General features: G+C 71.9%; 15 protein-coding genes and 1 rRNA gene. 8 read left to right on the forward strand and 8 right to left on the reverse strand.

Translation table 11 applies throughout. The features are described 5' to 3' along the window. Window positions 1-129 precede the first annotated feature (129 nt). Window positions 130-531, forward strand: coding sequence for a ribonuclease domain-containing protein (locus tag ABIA32_RS12385; protein ID WP_370094096.1), 402 nt, complete (start codon window positions 130-132; stop codon window positions 529-531). A gap of 95 nt (window positions 532-626) precedes the next feature. On the opposite strand, the gene ABIA32_RS12390 is transcribed toward ABIA32_RS12385, so the two are convergent. The 5 genes from ABIA32_RS12390 to mmuM all read right to left on the reverse strand — a co-directional run bounded on the left by ABIA32_RS12390 (window position 627) and on the right by mmuM (window position 6783). Continuing rightward, on the reverse strand, window positions 627-2213 hold the full coding sequence (locus tag ABIA32_RS12390) for a glycerol-3-phosphate dehydrogenase/oxidase (protein WP_370094097.1): 1587 nt from the start codon (window positions 2211-2213) through the stop codon (window positions 627-629). A gap of 97 nt (window positions 2214-2310) precedes the next feature. Continuing rightward, a complete protein-coding gene (gene glpK / locus ABIA32_RS12395) occupies window positions 2311-3843 on the reverse strand; it encodes a glycerol kinase GlpK (protein WP_370094098.1) in 1533 nt (510 codons plus the stop codon). An 83-nt stretch (window positions 3844-3926) separates the two neighbouring features. Then, window positions 3927-4640: an MIP/aquaporin family protein gene (locus tag ABIA32_RS12400; RefSeq protein ID WP_370094099.1), complete on the reverse strand. Its 714-nt coding sequence runs from the start codon at window positions 4638-4640 to the stop codon at window positions 3927-3929. A gap of 226 nt (window positions 4641-4866) precedes the next feature. Further along, window positions 4867-5640 (reverse strand): IclR family transcriptional regulator, encoded by a 774-nt coding sequence (locus ABIA32_RS12405; RefSeq protein WP_370094102.1) that lies wholly within the window; start codon window positions 5638-5640, stop codon window positions 4867-4869. A gap of 240 nt (window positions 5641-5880) precedes the next feature. Then, the gene (mmuM, locus tag ABIA32_RS12410; RefSeq protein ID WP_370094104.1) at window positions 5881-6783 is read right to left on the reverse strand and encodes a homocysteine S-methyltransferase; all 903 of its coding nucleotides are present in this window, start codon (window positions 6781-6783) and stop codon (window positions 5881-5883) included. 320 nt (window positions 6784-7103) lie between these two features. On the opposite strand from mmuM, the gene ABIA32_RS12415 reads away from it, so the two are divergent. The 5 genes from ABIA32_RS12415 to ABIA32_RS12435 all read left to right on the forward strand — a co-directional run bounded on the left by ABIA32_RS12415 (window position 7104) and on the right by ABIA32_RS12435 (window position 13489). Beyond that, window positions 7104-7940 (forward strand): NUDIX domain-containing protein, encoded by an 837-nt coding sequence (locus ABIA32_RS12415; protein WP_370094106.1) that lies wholly within the window; start codon window positions 7104-7106, stop codon window positions 7938-7940. Beyond that, window positions 7937-9013: a molecular chaperone DnaJ gene (locus tag ABIA32_RS12420; RefSeq protein WP_370094107.1), complete on the forward strand. Its 1077-nt coding sequence runs from the start codon at window positions 7937-7939 to the stop codon at window positions 9011-9013. Before ABIA32_RS12415 ends, ABIA32_RS12420 begins: the two co-directional genes overlap by 4 nt. A gap of 75 nt (window positions 9014-9088) precedes the next feature. Further along, on the forward strand, window positions 9089-10087 hold the full coding sequence (locus ABIA32_RS12425) for a hypothetical protein (protein WP_370094108.1): 999 nt from the start codon (window positions 9089-9091) through the stop codon (window positions 10085-10087). Further along, window positions 10084-11412 (forward strand): adenylosuccinate synthetase, encoded by a 1329-nt coding sequence (locus ABIA32_RS12430; protein ID WP_370094109.1) that lies wholly within the window; start codon window positions 10084-10086, stop codon window positions 11410-11412. Before ABIA32_RS12425 ends, ABIA32_RS12430 begins: the two co-directional genes overlap by 4 nt. A gap of 103 nt (window positions 11413-11515) precedes the next feature. Next, window positions 11516-13489, forward strand: coding sequence for an acetoacetate--CoA ligase (locus tag ABIA32_RS12435; RefSeq protein ID WP_370094110.1), 1974 nt, complete (start codon window positions 11516-11518; stop codon window positions 13487-13489). A gap of 25 nt (window positions 13490-13514) precedes the next feature. On the opposite strand, the gene ABIA32_RS12440 is transcribed toward ABIA32_RS12435, so the two are convergent. Further along, complete coding sequence (locus tag ABIA32_RS12440; protein ID WP_370094111.1) at window positions 13515-14324, reverse strand: methyltransferase domain-containing protein; 810 nt, start codon at window positions 14322-14324, stop codon at window positions 13515-13517. Window positions 14325-14472: 148 nt separating this feature from the next. Here ABIA32_RS12440 and ABIA32_RS12445 point away from each other — a divergent pair, with 148 nt between their 5' ends. Then, the gene (locus ABIA32_RS12445) at window positions 14473-15465 is read left to right on the forward strand and encodes an EamA family transporter (RefSeq protein ID WP_370094112.1); all 993 of its coding nucleotides are present in this window, start codon (window positions 14473-14475) and stop codon (window positions 15463-15465) included. 8 nt (window positions 15466-15473) lie between these two features. Here the strand turns inward: ABIA32_RS12445 and ptsP are convergent, their stop codons facing one another. Further along, window positions 15474-17144 carry a phosphoenolpyruvate--protein phosphotransferase gene (ptsP, locus tag ABIA32_RS12450; protein WP_370094113.1) on the reverse strand — a complete coding sequence of 557 codons (1671 nt, stop codon included), beginning with the start codon at window positions 17142-17144 and terminating at the stop codon, window positions 15474-15476. 60 nt (window positions 17145-17204) lie between these two features. Next, window positions 17205-17654: a PTS glucose transporter subunit IIA gene (locus ABIA32_RS12455; RefSeq protein ID WP_370094114.1), complete on the reverse strand. Its 450-nt coding sequence runs from the start codon at window positions 17652-17654 to the stop codon at window positions 17205-17207. A gap of 417 nt (window positions 17655-18071) precedes the next feature. On the opposite strand from ABIA32_RS12455, the gene ABIA32_RS12460 reads away from it, so the two are divergent. Continuing rightward, a 16S ribosomal RNA gene (locus ABIA32_RS12460) occupies window positions 18072-18151 on the forward strand; the annotation flags it as partial.

Consider the following 18151-nt stretch of genomic DNA (forward strand, 5'->3'; position numbering starts at 1 on the left):
CCGACGCGCCGGGGCCGCCTTCAACGAATCGACATCTTTTGCTAAGTCAGATGTTGCGTAGCGAACAACCGATGAAGAGATGTCATGCCATCTTCCGGTTCCGCCCGGCAACCCGACACACTCATTGTCATGAGCATCTCTCTACGCGCGTCGAACGCGCGCAACGCCTTCCTGGTTCTCACGGCGAGCCTCATTGCCGTGACGGGTCCCGTGCTGCTGCCGGCCACCAGCGCGCACGCCGACGTGAGCGGTACGGTCTGTCAGACCGCGCTCCCGACGCAGGCCGACGACACCCTCAACCTCATCGCCCAGGGCGGGCCGTACCCCTACCGCCAGGACGACTCCGTCTTCACCAACGTCGAGGGCGTGCTGCCCACCGAGCCCTACGGCTACTACCACGAGTACACCGTCGTCACCCCGGGCAGCCCGACCCGCGGCGCCCGCCGGATCGTCGTGGACCAGCCGGACCAGCTGGACTACTACACCGACGACCACTACGCGACGTTCTCGCTGATCGACTTCACCTGCTGATCCCGGCCGGAGGCCGGTGATCGGGCGTTCCCGCGCCTCGGACGCACTGTGCGTCCGAGGCGCGGAGATCAGCAGGTGCGCCAGTGCGCCCGGCGTCAGGCCTGCGGCAGGTGGCCGGTCAGGAAGGCGTCGACCTCGGCGCGGACCTCCGGGGTGTCCAGGCCGCGAACCGTCATCGTCGTCCTTCGTCGCAGGACGTCGTCGGCCGTCGCGGCCCACTCGTGGGCGGCGGCGTAGGCGACCTGGGCCCAGACGTCGGGGCCGTCCGGGTGGATCGGGCGGCCGAGCGCCGGGTCCTGGTCGATCAGGCGGGCGATGTCGAAGGACAGCGTCCCGTAGTGGGTGGCCAGGTGGCGGGCGACCAGCGGGTCCATCCGGGTGCCCGGCTCGCGGTCGACCAGCAGGCGGTGCGCCACTGCGTTCGGGCTGGCGACGCCGGGCAGCGGGACGGTGCGCGGGATCTCCGACATGTCCTCGGCCAGGCCGGTCCCCGGCACGTGCGCGAGCTTCTCCAGCACCAGGCGGCCGATGTGACGGTAGGTCGTCCACTTGCCGCCCGCAACCGACAGCATGCCGCCGCGGCCCTCGGTCACCACGGTCTCGCGCTTGGCGGCCGCCGTCTCACCCGGTCCGCCCGGGAGGACGCGCAGGCCCGCGAAGGAGTAGGTGATCAGGTCGCGGGAGAGGTGCTCGTCGCGGATCGCGTGCGCGGCCTCGCCGAGGATCTGGTCGATGTCCGCGTCCGTGGCCCGGACGTCCGCGGGGTCGCCGATGTACTCCTCGTCCGTCGTGCCGAGCAGGACGTGGTCCTCCCACGGGATCGCGAAGGAGACCCGGTACTTGTCGATCGGGATGGTCAGCGCCGCGTTCCACTGCGCCTTTCGCTTGACGACGACGTGCGCGCCCTTGGACAGCCGGATGCTGGGCGCGGCGCCCGCGTCCTCCATCGTGCGCAGGTGGTCCACCCACGGCCCGGTGGCGTTCAGCACCAGCCGCGCGTCGACGCCGAACTCGCTGTCGTCCAGCTTGTCCCGCATCTCGGCGCCGGTGACCCGACCGCCGGTGAAGCGAAGCCCGGTCACCTCGGCGTGGTTGAGCACGACCGCGCCCGAATCCACGGCCGCACGGACCGTCATCACCGCGACGCGCGAGTCGTTCATCTGGTGGTCGCCGTAGACGGCGACCGAGCGCAGGCCCTCGGTGCGGAGTGCCGGAACCTCCTGCGCCGCGTGCGCGGCGGTCGAGACGTGACCCATGCCGTCACGGAACGCGGACAGCGCCGAATACAGGAAGACGCCGGCGCCGAGCTTCGGCGCCGAGTGCGGACCGCCCTTGTAGACCGGCACGAAGAAGGTGAGCGGGTTGACCAGGTGCGGCGCGACGTCCGTGGACAGCGCGCGGCGCTCCTTGTGGTTCTCCGCGACCAGCTTCACCGCGCCGGTCTGCAGGTAGCGCAGGCCGCCGTGGACGAGCTTGGACGAGGCGCTGGAGGTGGCCCCGGCGAAGTCGCCCGCGTCCACCATCGCGACCCGGAGCCCCGACTGCGCGGCGGTCCAGGCGACGGCGGTGCCGAGGATGCCGCCGCCGATGATCAGCAGGTCGTAGGTGGCGCTGCTCAGCAGCTCGCGCGACTGGGCGCGGTCGGCCGTGCGGTTGGCCCCCAGGGTCGGGATGGAGTGCATCGGAATATCCCTCAGATGGTGTGTGGGTGGTGCGGTTCGGAGCGCGTGGAGCAGGGGTGCGGCGGGCCCTCCCCGTGGGCGGGCCCGCCGCAGGTCGTCAGGCCTTGTCCTCGTCGATCCAGCCCATGGTCCGCTCGACGGCCTTGAGCCAGTTCTTGTACTCGCGGTCGCGGACGGCGTCCTCCATGCGCGGGGTCCACTCGGCGGCCCGGTGCCAGTTGGCGCGCAGTGTCGCCAGGTCCGGCCAGAAGCCGACGGCGAGGCCGGCCGCGTAGGCGGCGCCCAGCGCGGTGGTCTCGGCGACGTAGGGGCGCTCGACCGGCACGTCGAGCACGTCGGCGATGTTCTGCATCAGCAGGTTGTTGCTGGTCATACCGCCGTCGACCTTGAGTGCGGAGAGCGTGACGCCCGAGTCCTTCTCCATCGCGTCGACGACCTCGCGGGTCTGCCAGGCGGTCGCCTCCAGCACGGCGCGGGCCAGGTGACCCTTGGTCACGTAGCGGGTCAGGCCGGTGATCGCGCCGCGCGCGTCGGAGCGCCAGTAGGGGGCGAAGAGACCGGAGAACGCCGGGACGATGTACGCGCCGCCGTTGTCCTCCACGGTCGAGGCCAGCGTCTCGATCTCGGCGGCGGTGGAGATGATCCCGAGCTGGTCGCGCAGCCACTGCACCAGCGAACCGGTGACCGCGATCGAGCCCTCCAGGGCGTAGACCGGTGCCTGCTCGCCGATCCGGTAGCCGACCGTGGTCAGCAGGCCGTGGTAGGAGTTGACGATCTTCTCGCCGGTGTTGAGCAGCAGGAAGGTGCCGGTGCCGTAGGTGCTCTTGGCCTCGCCCTCGTCGAAGCAGGTCTGCCCGAACAGCGCCGCCTGCTGGTCGCCCAGCGCGGAGGCGACCGGCACGCCCGCCAGCTCGCCCACGGCCTCGCCGTAGACCTCGGCGGAGGAGCGGATCTCCGGCAGCACGCTCAGCGGCACGTCCATGGACTGCGCGATCGACTCGTCCCACGCCAGCGTGTGCAGGTTCATCAGCATGGTGCGTGAGGCGTTGGTGACGTCGGTGACGTGCTTGCCGCCGTCGACGCCGCCGGTCAGGTTCCAGATGACCCAGGTGTCCATGGTGCCGAAGAGGATCTCGCCCCGCTCGGCGCGCTCGCGCAGCCCGACGACGTTGTCGAGCAGCCAGCGGATCTTCGGTCCGGCGAAGTAGCTCGCCAGTGGGAGGCCCGTCTCGCGGCGGAAGCGGTCCTGGCCGACGTTGCGGCCCAGCTCCTTGCAGAGCTCCTCGGTGCGGGTGTCCTGCCACACCAGGGCGTTGTGGACCGGCTTGCCGGTGTTCTTGTCCCACAGCACGGTGGTCTCGCGCTGGTTGGTGATGCCGATGGCCCGGATGTCGTCACGGGTCAGTCCGGCCTTGCCCAGCGCGCCCGCGACGACGGACTGGACCCGGGTCCAGATCTCCTCGGCGTCGTGCTCGACCCAGCCGGGCTGCGGGAAGATCTGACGGTGCTCCTGCTGGTCGACCGCGACGATCCGTCCGTCAGCGCCGAAGATGATGCAGCGGCTGGAGGTGGTGCCCTGGTCGATCGCGGCGATGTACTGGCCGGACCGGTCGTTGCTGGTGGTGGTCATGGCGTCCTCGTTGACGAAGGGGAGAGCAGGGAGGTCGTGCGGGGTGGGCTGCGGCGTGGTGGGCCCCGGCGTACCAGCCTGGACTACGCGAAGGCCGCGTTGTAGATGCCGCCGGCGAGCAGGCCGCCGAGGACCGGACCGAGCACGGGGATCCAGGCGTACGCCCAGTCGGAGCCGCCCTTCTTCGGGATCGGCAGCAGCGCGTGGACGATGCGCGGGCCGAGGTCACGGGCCGGGTTGATCGCGTAGCCGGTCGGGCCGCCGAGCGAGAGGCCGATGCCGACGACGGTGAGCGAGGTGATCAGGATCCCGAGACCGGAGAGGCCGAGCTCCTTGTTCAGGCCCTGGGTGAGGATCAGCAGGCAGAGCACGGTGGTGCCGATGACCTCGGTGATCACGTTCTGGATCGGGTTCCGGATCTCCGGACCCGTGGCGAAGATGCCGAGGGTGGGCTCGTCGTTCGCGTTGAACTGGCCGAGGTAGGTCAGCCAGACCAGGGCGGCGCCGATGATCGCGCCGAGAAGCTGACCGGTGAGGTAGAGCGGGACCTGGCTCCAGTCACCGGTCTTGACGGCTATCGCGATCGTCACGGCCGGGTTCAGGTGGGCACCGGAGAGGCTGCTGGAGGTGTAGGCGGCGACCAGCACGGCGAAGCCCCAGCCGAAGGTGATGGCCAACCAGCCGGCGCCTTCCGCCTTCGACCGCTTGAGCGTCACGGCCGCGCAGACGCCACCGCCGAGCAGGACGAGGACGGCGGTTCCGATGAGTTCGCCGAAGAAGATGTGGCTGTTGGACACAGCGGCTCCCAGAGTGCAGTTTGCGGCTCGCGTTCGACAATGTCGACCGCTGTGCGAAAACTACGTCTGGAGTTATCGACGAGTCAAGGCATGGGAGGACAGGCCCGCCCCAACGGCACATTGTGCGTTCAACATAGACAAATCACCCATAAGAGTTGTGGGAAACACGCCGAATGGCCCCATGCCAATCGCGCAGGGCCGGACCGGGAAGCCTGTTGAGGAGACGTCAGAAGCGGGGCGCGCCCAGGTCACGGGAGATGGCGCGGGCCGCCTCGCGCACGGAGACCACCAGCTCGGGCCGGACCGCGCCACCGGCGCCGTCCACGCAGACGCGCTCCACCGGGCCGTTCAGCGCGACCGCGCCGACCGGGTTCCGGCGCCGGTCCTGGATCAGCGCGGCGATCGACGCCACGCCGGTCCAGGTCTCCTCGACCGCAGAGGCCCAGCCGCGCTCGCGGATGACCGCGGCCTCGGCGTCGATGGCGTCCAGGTCGGTGAGGGTGTGCGCGGTGAACGCCTCGCGCTCGCCCTCCTGCAGCTCGGCGCGGGCGACCGGATCGTAGGCGACGAGCACCTTGCCCAGCGCGGTGCTGTGCAGGGGCTGCATGCTGCCGACCTCCAGCACCTGGCGGGTGTCGTCGGGCCGGAAAACGTGGTGCACGATCAGCACGCCGCGCTTGTGCAGCACACCGAGGTAGACGGTCTCCCCGCTGGCCCGCGCCAGGTCGTCGGCCCAGACCAGCGCGCGGGCGCGCAGCTCGTGGACGTCGAGGTAGCTCTGCCCGAGCCGCAGGAGCTCGGCGCCGAGCTGGTACTTGCCGCTGTCGGGGTCCTGCTCGACGAAGCCCTCCTGTTGCAGCGTGCGGAGGATGCCGTGAGCGGTGCCCTTCGCCAGCCCGAGCGAGGCGGCGACGTCCGAGAGCCCGAGCCGCCGCTCGCCGCCGGCGAGCAGCCGCAGGATCGCTGCCGCTCGCTCCAGCGACTGGATCGACCCGGCCATCGATGCACCTCCACGATTTGACCTGCGGTCGGCATTGTCGACCGCGCTGCGCTTGATACAGAGTCTGCCAGGAATGACGGCAACGGTTCGCACCGCCTCAGGTTGCACTCTCCTCAGGGGCGCGAGGAACTGCGCGACAAGCCACCGGCATGCGGAGGGTCCTCAACGCGCAGGGCCATCCGCACAGGGTGGTTCCTCGCGCAGTTCCTCGCGCCCCTGCAAGTGCAACGACTCACGTGCCTATTGCTTGAGGACCTGCGCGCTGAGCGCGGCGATCTGGTCCGCGCCCACGCGGCAGCAGCCGCCGACGAGGTGGGCGCCCGCCGCGCGCCACGCGCCCACACGGTCCGGGGAGAAAGTCGCCGGGCCGGCCCACGCGCGGGCCTGCGCGTCCCAGCCTTCGCCGCTGTTGGGGTAGACCACCACCGGCTTGCCGGAGACCTCCGCCGCCAGCGCCACCGCGTCCGCCGCCTCCTCCGGGGCGAGACAATTGACGCCCACCGCGATCACCTGCTCGTTCCCCCGGGCCAGGGCGAACGCCTCCGCCAGCGGCTGGCCCGCGCGTGTGCGGCCCTCCGCCGCACTGAAGGAGAGCCAGACCGGCACGTCCAGGCCCGCGACCGCGTCCAGCGCCGCCTCGGCCTCGTCGATGTCCGGGATCGTCTCGATGGCCAGCACGTCCGGCGCCGCCGAGGCCAGCACCTCGGCGCGGGGCGCATGGAAGGCGCGCAGTGCCTCGCGGGTCAGGCCGTAGCGGCCGCGGTACTCGGAGCCGTCGGCCAGCACCGCGCCGTAGGGGCCGACGGAGGCGGCGACCCACCGTCCCGGCAGGTCGTCCGCCGCCTCGCGCGCCAGCGCGACGCTGCGGCGCAGCAGTGCCTCAGCCTCCGCGTGGCCGATCCCGGCGCGGGCGAAGCCCTCGAAGCTGGCCTGGTAGCTCGCCGTGATCGCCACCTGCGCGCCTGCCGCGAAGTACCGCCGATGCACCGCCGCGATCGCCTCCGGCGCGTCCCGCAGCAGGCGCGCGGACCAGAGTGCGTCGGAGAGGTCGTGGCCGTCGGCCACCAACTCGTTGGACATGCCGCCGTCCAGCACGACGACGCCCTCGGCGAGAGCAGCGGCGAGCGAACCCTGAACGGTCATCACGGAACCTCCGAGCAGCGCGTGGAACATGCTTGGTCAACGCCGCGGGCGGGCCTCCCGAAGCACAGGGAGGCCCGCCCCATCGACGTCGTGACCAGCCTATCCCCGCTGGACACCCAGCCGGGCGCCGCCGTCGACCGGCAGGACGACGCCCGTCGTGTAGGTGTTCTCGACCAGAAAGGCGATCGCGTGTGCGACCTCCTCAGGACGGCCGGGGCGGGTCCGAAAGATGTGCTCCCTGGGGTGGCGTCCACGTTCGGCACGCGCTAAGTTGTTCTCGGATCGAGAAATACTCAGACAGAGAACAACTGGAGTCCATCATGAGTCCGCAGCCGGCCGAATCCGACGCCGCTCGCGAGGGCGCCGCTCGCGAGGGCGAGGCCGCCTGGTTGCAGGACTACGACCCGCGCGCCTTCCCGCCCATCGCGCTGACCGTCGACATCATCGCGCTGACCATGCGTCAGGGTCGGCTCAACGTCCTCCTCGTCGAGCGGGCCGAACCGCCCTTCCGCGGCTGCTGGGCGCTGCCGGGCGGGTTCGTGAAGGCGGGCGAGGAGGACCTCGACACCGCCGCCGCCCGCGAGCTCGCCGAGGAGACCGGTCTCACCGCGGCAGCGCTGGAGAGAGTGCACCTGGAGCAGCTCGGCTCCTACGGCGCTCCCGGGCGCGACCCGCGCATGCACGTCGTCTCGGTGGCCTACCTGGCCTTCGCGCCCGACCTGCCCGACCCGCGCGCCGGCGGCGACGCCGCCCGCGCCGTCTGGACCCCGGTCGCCGGTCCTCACGGGGGTGGGACCGGCGACCGGCAGCTCGCCGGGCGGGAGCTGGCCTTCGACCACGCCGCGATCCTCGCCGACGCGCTGGAGCGCGCCCGCGCGAAGGTGGAGTACACGCCGCTCGCCACCGCCTTCCTCGCGCCCGAGTTCACCATCCCCGAACTGCGGGGCGTCTACGAGGAGATCTGGGGCGAGAAGCTCCACCCGGGCAACTTCCACCGCAAGGTGCTGTCCGTGCCCGGCTTCGTCGAGAGCACCGGAGAGACGGCCGAACGCGGCAACGCCCGCGGCGGGCCGCGGGCCCGGGTCTACCGCGCCGGTGACGCGCGACTGCTCCATCCGGCGCTGCTGCGCCCCGACCGCGAGGAGGGAATCCGGTGACCGACCCTGCCCAGGACCGGCCCGCGCGTCCGCGCACCTTCGAGGAGGCCCTGGCCGCCCTCGCCGCGGCGCGGGGACCTGACGACCTCTTCGGCGGCTACCCCACCGACGCGGCCGCCGCCGCCCGCCGCTACCGGCGGCTGGCCAGGCTGCTGCACCCCGACACCGCTCCGCCCGGCCGTCGCGCCGAGGCAGCCGCCGCCTGCGCCGCGCTCAACCGGCTCCGCGCCGCCCAGCAGGCCCAGCCCGCGGATCTGCTGACGACCCGCCGGCACCGCTACCGGATCGGCGAGGTGCTCGCCGTCGGCGACGTCGCGGTCCTGCGGGCCGCCCGCGCCCACCCGCGTGACGCCGGGCACGAGCTGGACGCGGTCCTCAAGATCTCCCGCCGCGCCGCCGACAACGACCTGATGGAGCGCGAGGCCCACGCGCTCGCCTGGCTCTCCCGACACGGCGACCCGCGCTTCCGGCCCTACGTGCCCACCCTGCTGGAGAGCTTCCAGCACGTCGACGCCACCGACCCGGCCGGCGCCCCCCGCCGCGTCAACGCGCTGCTGCGCTTCGAAGGATTCACCACGCTCGCCGAACTGCACGCGGCCTTCCCGGCCGGACTCGACCCGCGCGACGCCGCCTGGATCTGGCGACGGCTGCTCGTCGTCCTGGGCCACGCGCACCGTACCGGGGTGCGGCACGGCGCGGTGCTGCCCGAGCACGTCCTGGTCCAGCTCGACGAGCACGGGCTCGTCCTCGTCGACTGGTGCTACGCAACCACCGGCCCCCGTGCCCCCGCCCCGGCCCTGGTCGAGCGCCACCGGCACCGCTACCCGCCCGAGGTGCCCGCCCGGCGCGAGGTCACCGAGGCCACCGACATCCACCTCGCCAGCCACTGCATCACCGAACTCATGGGCAACCGCGCCCCGCGCGAGATGCGCGCCTTCCTCGCGGGCTGCATGCTGCCCGCCGAGCCGCGCCGCCCGCACGACGCCTGGAAGCTGCTGGCCGAACTCGACCGGCTGCTGGAGCACCTCTACGGGCCGCGCACGTTCCGCGCCCTGCACCTGCCCGTGGCCTGAACCGCCCGACCACCTGACCGCCTGACCGCCTGACCGCCTGACTCGATCTCCGAACCACACTCTGGGGGAACCACCATGGGAAGCGGACGCTGGGACACCGACGTCTACACCGCAGCCGCCGACTACCGCGCCGCCAGCGGCCTCGGCGCCTTCGACTACAGCGACCGCGCCCGCCGCGGCCCGCGCCACACCTGGCGCGCCCACCCGAGCCTGGACCCGCTCGGCCTGACGCTCCGCGAGAGCAGGGACAGCGACGAACACCCCGACTCGCTCGCCGTCGCCGTGCTCTTCGACGTCACCGGCTCCATGGGCAACGTCCCGCGCGTGCTGCAGACCAAGCTGCCCGAGCTCTTCGGCCTGCTGCTGCGCAAGGGCTACACCCGGGACCCGCAGATCCTCTTCGGCGCGGTCGGCGACGCCACCTGCGACCGCGTCCCGCTCCAGCTCGGTCAGTTCGAGTCCGACAACCGGATGGACGACAACCTCGGCAACATCTTCCTCGAAGGTGGCGGCGGCGGTCAGATGCACGAGTCCTACGAGCTGGCCATGTACGCGATGGCCCGGCACACCGCGACCGACTGCTTCGACAAGCGCGGCCGCCGCGGCTACCTCTTCCTGATCGGCGACGAACTGCCCTACGGCAAGGTCAAGGCGCGCGAGGTCCGCGAGGTCCTCGGCGAGCGGCTCCCCGAGGACCTGCCGCTGGCCGCGCTGCTGCCAGAACTGCAGCGACGCTGGCACGTCTACTACATCCTCCCGGCCGGTGCCGCCTACGCCGGCAACCCCGAGGTTCTGGGCCGCTGGCGGGCGCTGCTCGGGCAGAACGTCATCGAGCTCGACGACCTCGACGCCGTCTGCGAGACGATCGCGCTCACCATCGGTCTGGGGGAGGAGGCCATCGATCTGGACGAGGGCCTGGCCGACCTCGCCGACGTCGGCTCCCGGGCCGGTGCGAGCGTCGGCCGCGCCCTGGCCGGGGTCGCCCGCCGCAGCGGCGAGACCGCCGTCTCCGGCATCTCGCTGCTGGGCGCCGCGGACCGTACCGACGAGCGGCCGGGGAACAGTCGGCTGTGACCGTCGATCAGCGCCACGCCGTCGTCGTCGACCTGGGGTTCGGCGACGCCGGCAAGGGCGCCACCGTGGACCGCCTGTGCCGGGCGATGGGCGCGCACACCGTCGTGCGCTTCAACGGCGGTGCGCAGGCGGCCCACAACGTGGTCACCGACGACGGTCGCCACCACACCTTCGCCCAGTTCGGCTCCGGCAGCTTCGTGCCGGGGACGCGGACGCACCTGTCGCGCTTCGTCCTGGTCGACCCGCTCGCGCTGGCCGCCGAGGCGCGGCACCTCGCCCACCTGGGCGTCCCCGACCCGCTCGGCGCACTCACCGTCGACCGCCGCGCCCTGCTCACCACGCCGTACCACGCCGCCGCGAACCGCCTGCGCGAGGATGCCCGTGGCGCGGGCGGCCACGGCTCCTGCGGCATGGGCATCGGCGAGACCGCCGCCTACGCCCTGGCCCACCCGCAGGACGCGCCCGTCGCGGGCGACTGCGCCACGCCTGGCCGTCTGCTCGCCCGCCTGCGCCTGCTGCGGGACCGCCTGGCCGAACAGCTCGGCGTGGGCGCGGACTTCGGCCCGCCCGTCGAGGACTGCGCGGCGGCGTACCTGGCCTTCGCCGAGCGGGTCGAGCTCACGGACGAGGAGTACCTGCCCGGCCTGCTCCGCCGGGAACGGGTGGTCTTCGAGGGCGCTCAAGGCGTGCTGCTCGACGAGTGGTACGGCTTCCACCCCTTCACGACCTGGTCCACGACCACCTTCGCCAACGCCGTGGCGCTCCTCGCGGAAGCGGAAGCGGACGCCGTCGGGGACGCGCTCCGCCTCGGCGTCGTCCGCAGCTACACCACCCGGCACGGGCCAGGACCGCTGGTCACCGAGGACCAGGCCCTCGACCGCGAACTGCCGGAACCCCACAACGCCACCGGCCCCTGGCAGGGCGCCTTCCGGCGCGGCCACTTCGACGCCGTCGCCCACCGCTACGCCCTCGCCGCCGCCGGCGGAGCCGACGCCTTGGCGGTCACCCATCTCGACGCCCCCGCCTGCTCAGCGGGGCTGCGCCTCTGCGACTCCTACACCCTCGAGGGTGGCGAGATCCGCGACCTCTCGATCGGCCTGCCGGGCGACCTCGACCGCCAGCAACGTCTCACCGCCCACCTCCTGCGCGCCCGCCCCGCGGTCCTGCTCCGCCCAGCCTCCTGGACCGAGGCCATCAGCGACGCCCTCGGTCTGCCGATCCTGATGACCTCCCGCGGGGCACGTACGAGCGAGGGATCGTTGCAGCTGCGCGCGCGATCACCACGGAGGACCCGCAGCGACGCACCCGCCGACGCGCTCTCCTAGCTCTCCCTAGCGTCTCCCCCCTCCACCATGGCAAGGTCAGCACAGGCGTTCCCACCCGCCCACAGACGTGCGGGTGCGCCTGAACCGGAGGCCAGCACCGCGCATGAGCAGCGAACAGAACGCACCCCTGTGGACGCCCGACCCGGAACGGGCCGCCGCCTCCCGGCTCGCCGCATTCCAGCGCTTCGCCGCCGAGTACTACGGGGCACCCAAGGCCGTCGCGGGGGAGTACGCCGAGTTCCACCGCTGGTCCGTCGAGCACCTGGACGACTTCTGGTCCGCGCTCACCCAGTGGTACGACGTCCGCTTCTCCACCCCGCCGACCGCCGTGCTCGCGGACGCGTCGATGCCCGGGGCGAGCTGGTTCCCCGGCGCACGGCTGAACTACGCCCAGCACGTGCTGCGGCACGGCGAGGACCCGCACAACGCCGACACCGCTGCGATCCTGCACGTCGACGAGAGCAGCCCGACCCCGCGCGTCACCACCTGGTCCGAGTTGCGCCGGCAGGTCGGCTCGCTCGCGGCCGAGCTGCGCCGCCTCGGCGTCGGGCCCGGCGACCGGGTCAGCGCCTACGTCCCCAACGTCCCGCAGGCCGCCGTCGCGCTGCTCGCGACCGCCGCCGTCGGCGCGATCTGGACCTCCTGCGCGCCCGACTTCGGCGCGCGCAGCGTGCTGGACCGGTTCCAGCAGATCGAGCCGGTGCTGCTCTTCGCCGTCGACGGCTACCGCTACGGCGGCAAGCAGCACGACCGCTCCGAGGTCGTCGCCGAACTGCGCCGCGAGCTGCCGACGCTCCGTCACGTCGTGCACATCCCGCTGCTCGGCACCGAGGCCCCCGAGGGCGCGCTGGAGTGGGACGAGCTCACCGGCGCGGTCGCCGTGCCGGTCTTCGAGCAGCTGCCGTTCGACCACCCGCTCTGGGTGCTCTACTCCTCCGGCACCACCGGCCTGCCCAAGGCCATCGTGCAGAGCCACGGCGGCATCACCGTCGAGCACCTCAAGCAGGCCGGCCTCCACCTCGACCTCGGCTCCGGCGACCGGTTCTTCTGGTACACCTCGACCGGCTGGATGATGTGGAACTTCCTGCTCGCCGGCCTGCTGGTGGGCGCGAGCATCGTCACCTACGACGGCAGCCCCGGCTACCCGTCGCCCGACGCACAGTGGCGGATCGCCGCCGAGGCCGGCGTCACCGTCTACGGCACCTCCGCCGCCTACGTGATGGCCTGCAAGAAGGCCGAGGTCCACCCGGGCCGCGACCTCGACCTCTCCCGGCTGCGCGCCATCGGCACGACAGGTTCGCCGCTGCCGCCGGACGGCTTCCGCTGGATCTACGAAGAGATCAACTCCGACATCTGGCTCGCCTCCGTGAGCGGCGGCACCGACGTGTGCAGCTGCTTCGTCGGCGGCGTCCCGACGCTGCCGGTCTACCTCGGTGAGATCCAGGCCCCCAGCCTGGGCGCGGCGGTCGAGGCCTGGGACGTCAGCGGCAAGCCGGTCGTCGGGGAGGTCGGCGAGCTGGTGGTCACCAAGCCGATCCCGTCGATGCCGATCCGTTTCTGGAACGACCCCGAAGGCGTGCGCTACCGCGAGAGCTACTTCGAGATGTTCCCCGGCGTCTGGCGGCACGGTGACTGGATCACCGTCACCGAGCGCGGCACCGTCGTCATCCACGGCCGCTCCGACTCGACGCTCAACCGGCAGGGCGTCCGGATGGGCTCCGCCGACATCTACGAGGTCGTCGAGCGGCTGCCCGCCATCAAGGAATCGCTGGTCATCGGCCTGGAGCAGCCGGACGGCGGGTACTGGATGCCGCTGTTCGTCGTCCTCGCCGAGGGTGCCGAGCTCGACGACGACCTGCGCGCGGCCGTGCGCGACGCGCTGTGCACGCAGCTCTCGCCGCGCCACGTCCCCGACGAGATCATCGCCGTGCCCGCGCTGCCGCACACGCTGACAGGCAAGCGCATCGAGGTGCCGGTCAAGCGGATCCTGGCCGGCACCCCGCTGGCCCAGGCGGTGAACCCAGGCTCGATCGACAACCCCGACGCGCTGCGCGCCTTCGAGCAGTACCGCCGCTAGGACGGGACTCCCGGGTTCCCCTGGATCAGACCCGGCACAGCACCTCGCCGTGCAGCACGCTGAACCAGCCGCGGTCCTCCGCGGCCCAGGCCCGCCAGCCCGCGCCGATCCGTTCCAGATCGGCGCGGGTGGCGAAGCCCTCGGCCACGGCCTGGTCCGCGATGCCGGAGGAGACGACGCGCTCGGCCCACATACCGCCCCACCACGCGCGGTCCTCATCCTCGGCGAAGCACCAGGTCGAGGAGGAGGCCTCGATCCGCTCGCCCGCGAAGCCTGCGTCCAGGGCCCAGGCGCGCAGCATTCGACCGGCGTCCGGTTCGCCCCGGTTGAACCGCGCGACCCGGTGGTAGAGCGCGTTCCACTCCGCCAGCTCCGGCAGCAGCGGGAACCAGACGAAGCCCGCGTAGTCCGAGTCACGCGCCGCGACCACACCGCCGGGGCGGCACACGCGCCGCATCTCCCGCAGCGCCTGGACCGGGTCCGCCACATGCTGGAGCACCTGGTGGGCGTGGACGACGTCGAACGAGTCGTCAGGGAACGGCAGCGCGTGCACGTCCGCCGTTCGGAACCGCACCCTGGCGGCCTGCGGCACAGCGGCCGCCGCCTGCGTCAGCACCTCGTCGGAGCGGTCCACCGCCGTCACCAGACCCGGCCCCACGCGCTCGGCCAGCCCGGCCGTGATCGTGCCAGGCCCGCAGCCGACGTCCAGCAGCGTCTGGCCCGGCTTCAGCTCGGGCAGCAGGTAGGCGGCGGAGTTCTCCACCGTCCGCCACTGGTGCGAGCGCAGCACCGATGGATGGAAGCCGTGGGTGTAGTGGTTCTGATTCTCAGTCATATCTACCTCCCTGCCGCACGACAATAGATCACGTCTCGTTCTGCGAGAAGTTGAGTCCCGCTCTGCGAGACGCCCTCGTCCTTCGCCTGGCGGTGGAGCGCCCCGGTACGCAAGGATCGTTGTACAGGCCCATGAGAGAGGGACGCCCATGACGCGTAACGCGGCCCCCGCCACGACCAGCAGCTCCACCCGGGGCGCCCCGGCCGCGACACCCGCCAGCCGTCCGCAGACCGTGCTGTGGACCGCGCTCGCCATCGTCTACGTCGTCTGGGGTTCGACCTACCTCGCCATCCGCGTCGTGGTCGAGACCATGCCCCCGTTCCTGTCGGCGGCCATCCGTTTCCTCACCGCCGGCCTGCTGCTCGTCGGGATCGTGGCCTGGCGCTTCGGCCCCGCCGCCCTGCGGATCGACAGGCGGCGACTGGCCTCCGCCGTCCTGGTCGGCCTGCTGCTCCTGCTCGGCGGCAACGGCCTCGTCGTCCTCGCCGAGACCCGGATCCCGTCCGGCCTGGCCGCGCTGCTGGTCGCCAGCGTCCCGCTCTGGGTGATCGTGCTGCGCTCGCTCTTCGGCGACCGCCCCAGGGCTGCGACCTTCGCGGGAGTGCTGCTCGGCTTCAGCGGCCTCGTGGTACTCACGCTGCCCGGCAGCTCGGGAACGGTCCGGCTGGCCGGCATCGTCGCCGTGCTCGCGGCGGCGCTGCTCTGGTCGATCGGCTCCTTCCTCTCCTCCCGCCTGCCGATGCCCGCCAACCCCTTCACCGCGAGCGCCTACGAGATGCTCGCGGGCGGCCTCGGCGACCTCGGCCTCGGCCTGGTCCGCGGCGAGCACCTGCACCTGGGCGCGGTGAGCACCAACTCCTGGCTGGCCCTGGCCTACCTCGTCGTCTTCGGCTCGCTCGTCGCCTTCAGCGCCTTCGCCTGGCTGCTGCAGAACGCCCCGCTGTCCCTCGTCGCCACCTACGCGTACGTGAACCCGGTTGTCGCGGTGGGCCTGGGCTGGCTGATCCTGTCCGAGGCCGTCACCTGGCCCATCGCGCTCGGCGGCGCCGTCGTCGTCGCGGGCGTCTTCGTCGTCGTCAACACGGAGTCGGCAGCGAAGCGGGCCCACGTCCCGAAGGACGAGGGCCCGGTCACGCAGTAGCACGGGCGTCACTCCCCGGACAGCACCTGGCTCGCCGCGGCCCGCGCGTCCGCGGCGCTGTCAGTCGCGCGGGCGGCAGCCGCCGCACGCTCGCACTGGGCAAGGGTGACCTTGGACAGCTTCGACCGCACATACGGGATCGACGCCGCACCCATCGAAAGGCTGGTCACGCCGAGTCCGGTCAGCACGCAGGCCAATACCGGGTCGGATGCCGCCTCGCCGCAGACGCCGCAGCTCTTGCCGGTCGCCCTGGCGGCCTCGGCGGACATCGCGATCAGGTCCAGCAGCGCCGGCTGCCACGGGTCCTGCAGCCGCGCCACCGCGCCGACCTGGCGGTCGGCGGCGAAGGCGTACTGGGCCAGGTCGTTGGTGCCCAGCGAGAGAAACTCGACCTCCTGCAGGATCGAGCGGGCCCGCAGCGCGGCGGAGGGGATCTCCACCATCGCGCCGAACTTCGCCTGCAGTCCGGCCTCGCGGCAGGCGTCGGCGAACGCCTTCGCGTCCTGGCGGTCGGCCACCATCGGTGCCATCACCTCCAGGTGCACCGGCAGCCCCTCGGAGGCGCGCGCCAACGCGCGCAGCTGCGTACGCAGCACCTCCGGGTGCTCCAGCAGCGAGCGCAGACCGCGCACGCCCAGCGCAGGGTTCGGCTCGTCCGCCGGGGTGAGGAAGTCGAGCGGCTTGTCCGCCCCCGCGTCCAGCACGCGGACCACAACGCGGCCCTCGGGGAAGGCCTCCAGCACCTTGCGGTACGCCTCGACCTGCGCGTCCTCGGACGGCGCCTTCTTCGAGTCGTCCAAGAAGAGGAACTCCGTCCGGAAGAGACCCACGCCCTCCGCGCCCATCTCGACCGCCGCCGGGACATCGGCGGGACCGCCGATGTTGGCCAGCAGCGGGACACGGTGCCCGTCCGAGGTCTGCCCCGGACCGGAGGACGCCGCCAGCGCCGCCTTGCGCTCCGCGGCCTCGCCGCGCAGCCGCTCCTGCGTCTCCTGAGACGGGTCCACGATGACGGCGCCGGAGCTTCCGTCGACGGCGACGACCACGCCCTCGGCCATCCGGGTGGCACCGGGCATTGCAACCACCGCCGGCACGCCGAGCGCGCGAGCGAGGATCGCGCTGTGGCTGGTCGGCCCGCCCTCCTCGGTCACGAAGCCGAGCACCAGCGTCGGGTCGAGCAGCGCGGTGTCGGCCGGGGCGAGGTCCCGGGCGAAGAGCACGTAGGGCTCGTCGCTGTCCGGAACACCCGGCATCGGCACACCCATCAGCCGGGCGACGATCCGGTTGCGCACGTCGTCCAGGTCGGCGACCCGGCCGGCCAGGTAGTCCCCGGCCGCCGCAAGCAGCGCACGGTAGGCGGCGAACGCGTCGTAGACGGCACGCTCGGCGCTGCTGCCCACGGCGATCCGACGCTCGACATCCGCCATCAGCTCGGGGTCCTGCGCCATCAGCGCCTGAGCGTCGAGCACGGCCTGCGCCTCGCCGCCGGCGAGGTTGCCACGCGCCTGAAGATCGGCGGCGACGGCATCGACTGCCTGCCTGGCCCGAGCCTGCTCACGCGGGGCGTCCTCGGTCGGGATCTGCTTGGCCTCCGGCTCCAGCACCGCGGTGCCCATGTGCCGTACCTGGCCGATCGCCACCCCATGGCTCACGCCCACGCCCTGCAGGGTCTCTGTCATGTCACCGGTCTCCGCTTTGAGTCGCCGTCGAACTTCAGGTCTGTCGCTTGTATCGCTGAACTACCGCCACGTGAAGAGTGCGTCGCCGGCGGCGATCGCCCCGTTGTCCCGGACGTCCGAGAGCTGCTCGGGCGTGCCCTCGAGGGCGACGATCGGGCAGATGGAGGACTTTCCGGCGGCCTCGACGGCGGTCGGATTCCACTTGATCACGGGCTGGCCGCGCTTGACGCTGTCGCCCTTCTCCACCAGCAGTTCGAACCCCTCGCCATTGAGCTGAACGGTGTCGATGCCGAGGTGGGTAAGCACGCCGTGCCCCTGCTCGTCGAGGACGACGAACGCGTGCGGGTGCATGGACACGACGGTGCCGTCGACCGGAGAGACAGCCTCACCCGGGCCGGGAGCCGGCTTGATGGCGGTACCAGGTCCGACCATGGCGCCGGAGAAGACGGGGTCGGGAACGTTCGCGAGCCCGATGGCCTCGCCGGCCAGAGGGGACGTCACGGTCGTCATGCTTTGAGCCTCCTAGAGGGCGGAACCCGGGACACGCGACTGTGGGGCCGCGCATCGGAGTCAGCCTAAATCATGTCAACTACGGACACTTGGGTACGAAGGTCCCGAGATCTGTGTCGCGTAGCGGGGGCGCGGAAGAGGTCTAGACCACTGCGCGCGACGGAGACTCTACGTCATTCGGGTGACGTGCGCCGATTTGCTCGGCCGCAGCGGGGCATGTAACTTCTTCCTTGTGCCCGGCGCCGACCGGGACAAAACACGGAAGACGGCGCGGAAAACGCCTCGTTCCTTGAGAACTCAACAGCGTGCCAAAAGTCAACGCCAGTTACTTTTGAGAACAGATTTATCAGCGAGGACGCTGTGCGCAGGTCTGCCTATTCCGGCAGGTGCTGCGCCGCTCTACGCGAATGTAAAGCATTCACGGAGAGTTTGATCCTGGCTCAGGACGAACGCTGGCGGCGTGCTTAACACATGCAAGTCGAACGGTGAAGCCCTTC

This window comes from Streptacidiphilus sp. MAP12-20 (assembly GCF_041262525.1).
Classification (GTDB): Bacteria; Actinomycetota; Actinomycetes; order Streptomycetales; family Streptomycetaceae; genus Streptacidiphilus.

Bases quoted from the DNA above. Each gene is read 5' to 3' on its own strand.
- ABIA32_RS12445 (WP_370094112.1), top strand. From the start codon at position 14,473: ATGACGCGTAACGCGGCCCCCGCCACGACCAGCAGCTCCACCCGGGGC.
- ABIA32_RS12435 (WP_370094110.1), top strand. From the start codon at position 11,516: ATGAGCAGCGAACAGAACGCACCCCTGTGGACGCCCGACCCGGAACGG.
- ptsP (WP_370094113.1), bottom strand. From the start codon at position 17,144: ATGACAGAGACCCTGCAGGGCGTGGGCGTGAGCCATGGGGTGGCGATC.
- ABIA32_RS12415 (WP_370094106.1), top strand. From the start codon at position 7,104: ATGAGTCCGCAGCCGGCCGAATCCGACGCCGCTCGCGAGGGCGCCGCT.
- ABIA32_RS12455 (WP_370094114.1), bottom strand. From the start codon at position 17,654: ATGACGACCGTGACGTCCCCTCTGGCCGGCGAGGCCATCGGGCTCGCG.
- ABIA32_RS12440 (WP_370094111.1), bottom strand. From the start codon at position 14,324: ATGACTGAGAATCAGAACCACTACACCCACGGCTTCCATCCATCGGTG.
- ABIA32_RS12385 (WP_370094096.1), top strand. From the start codon at position 130: ATGAGCATCTCTCTACGCGCGTCGAACGCGCGCAACGCCTTCCTGGTT.
- ABIA32_RS12425 (WP_370094108.1), top strand. From the start codon at position 9,089: ATGGGAAGCGGACGCTGGGACACCGACGTCTACACCGCAGCCGCCGAC.
- ABIA32_RS12405 (WP_370094102.1), bottom strand. From the start codon at position 5,640: ATGGCCGGGTCGATCCAGTCGCTGGAGCGAGCGGCAGCGATCCTGCGG.
- mmuM (WP_370094104.1), bottom strand. From the start codon at position 6,783: ATGACCGTTCAGGGTTCGCTCGCCGCTGCTCTCGCCGAGGGCGTCGTC.
- glpK (WP_370094098.1), bottom strand. From the start codon at position 3,843: ATGACCACCACCAGCAACGACCGGTCCGGCCAGTACATCGCCGCGATC.
- ABIA32_RS12390 (WP_370094097.1), bottom strand. From the start codon at position 2,213: ATGCACTCCATCCCGACCCTGGGGGCCAACCGCACGGCCGACCGCGCC.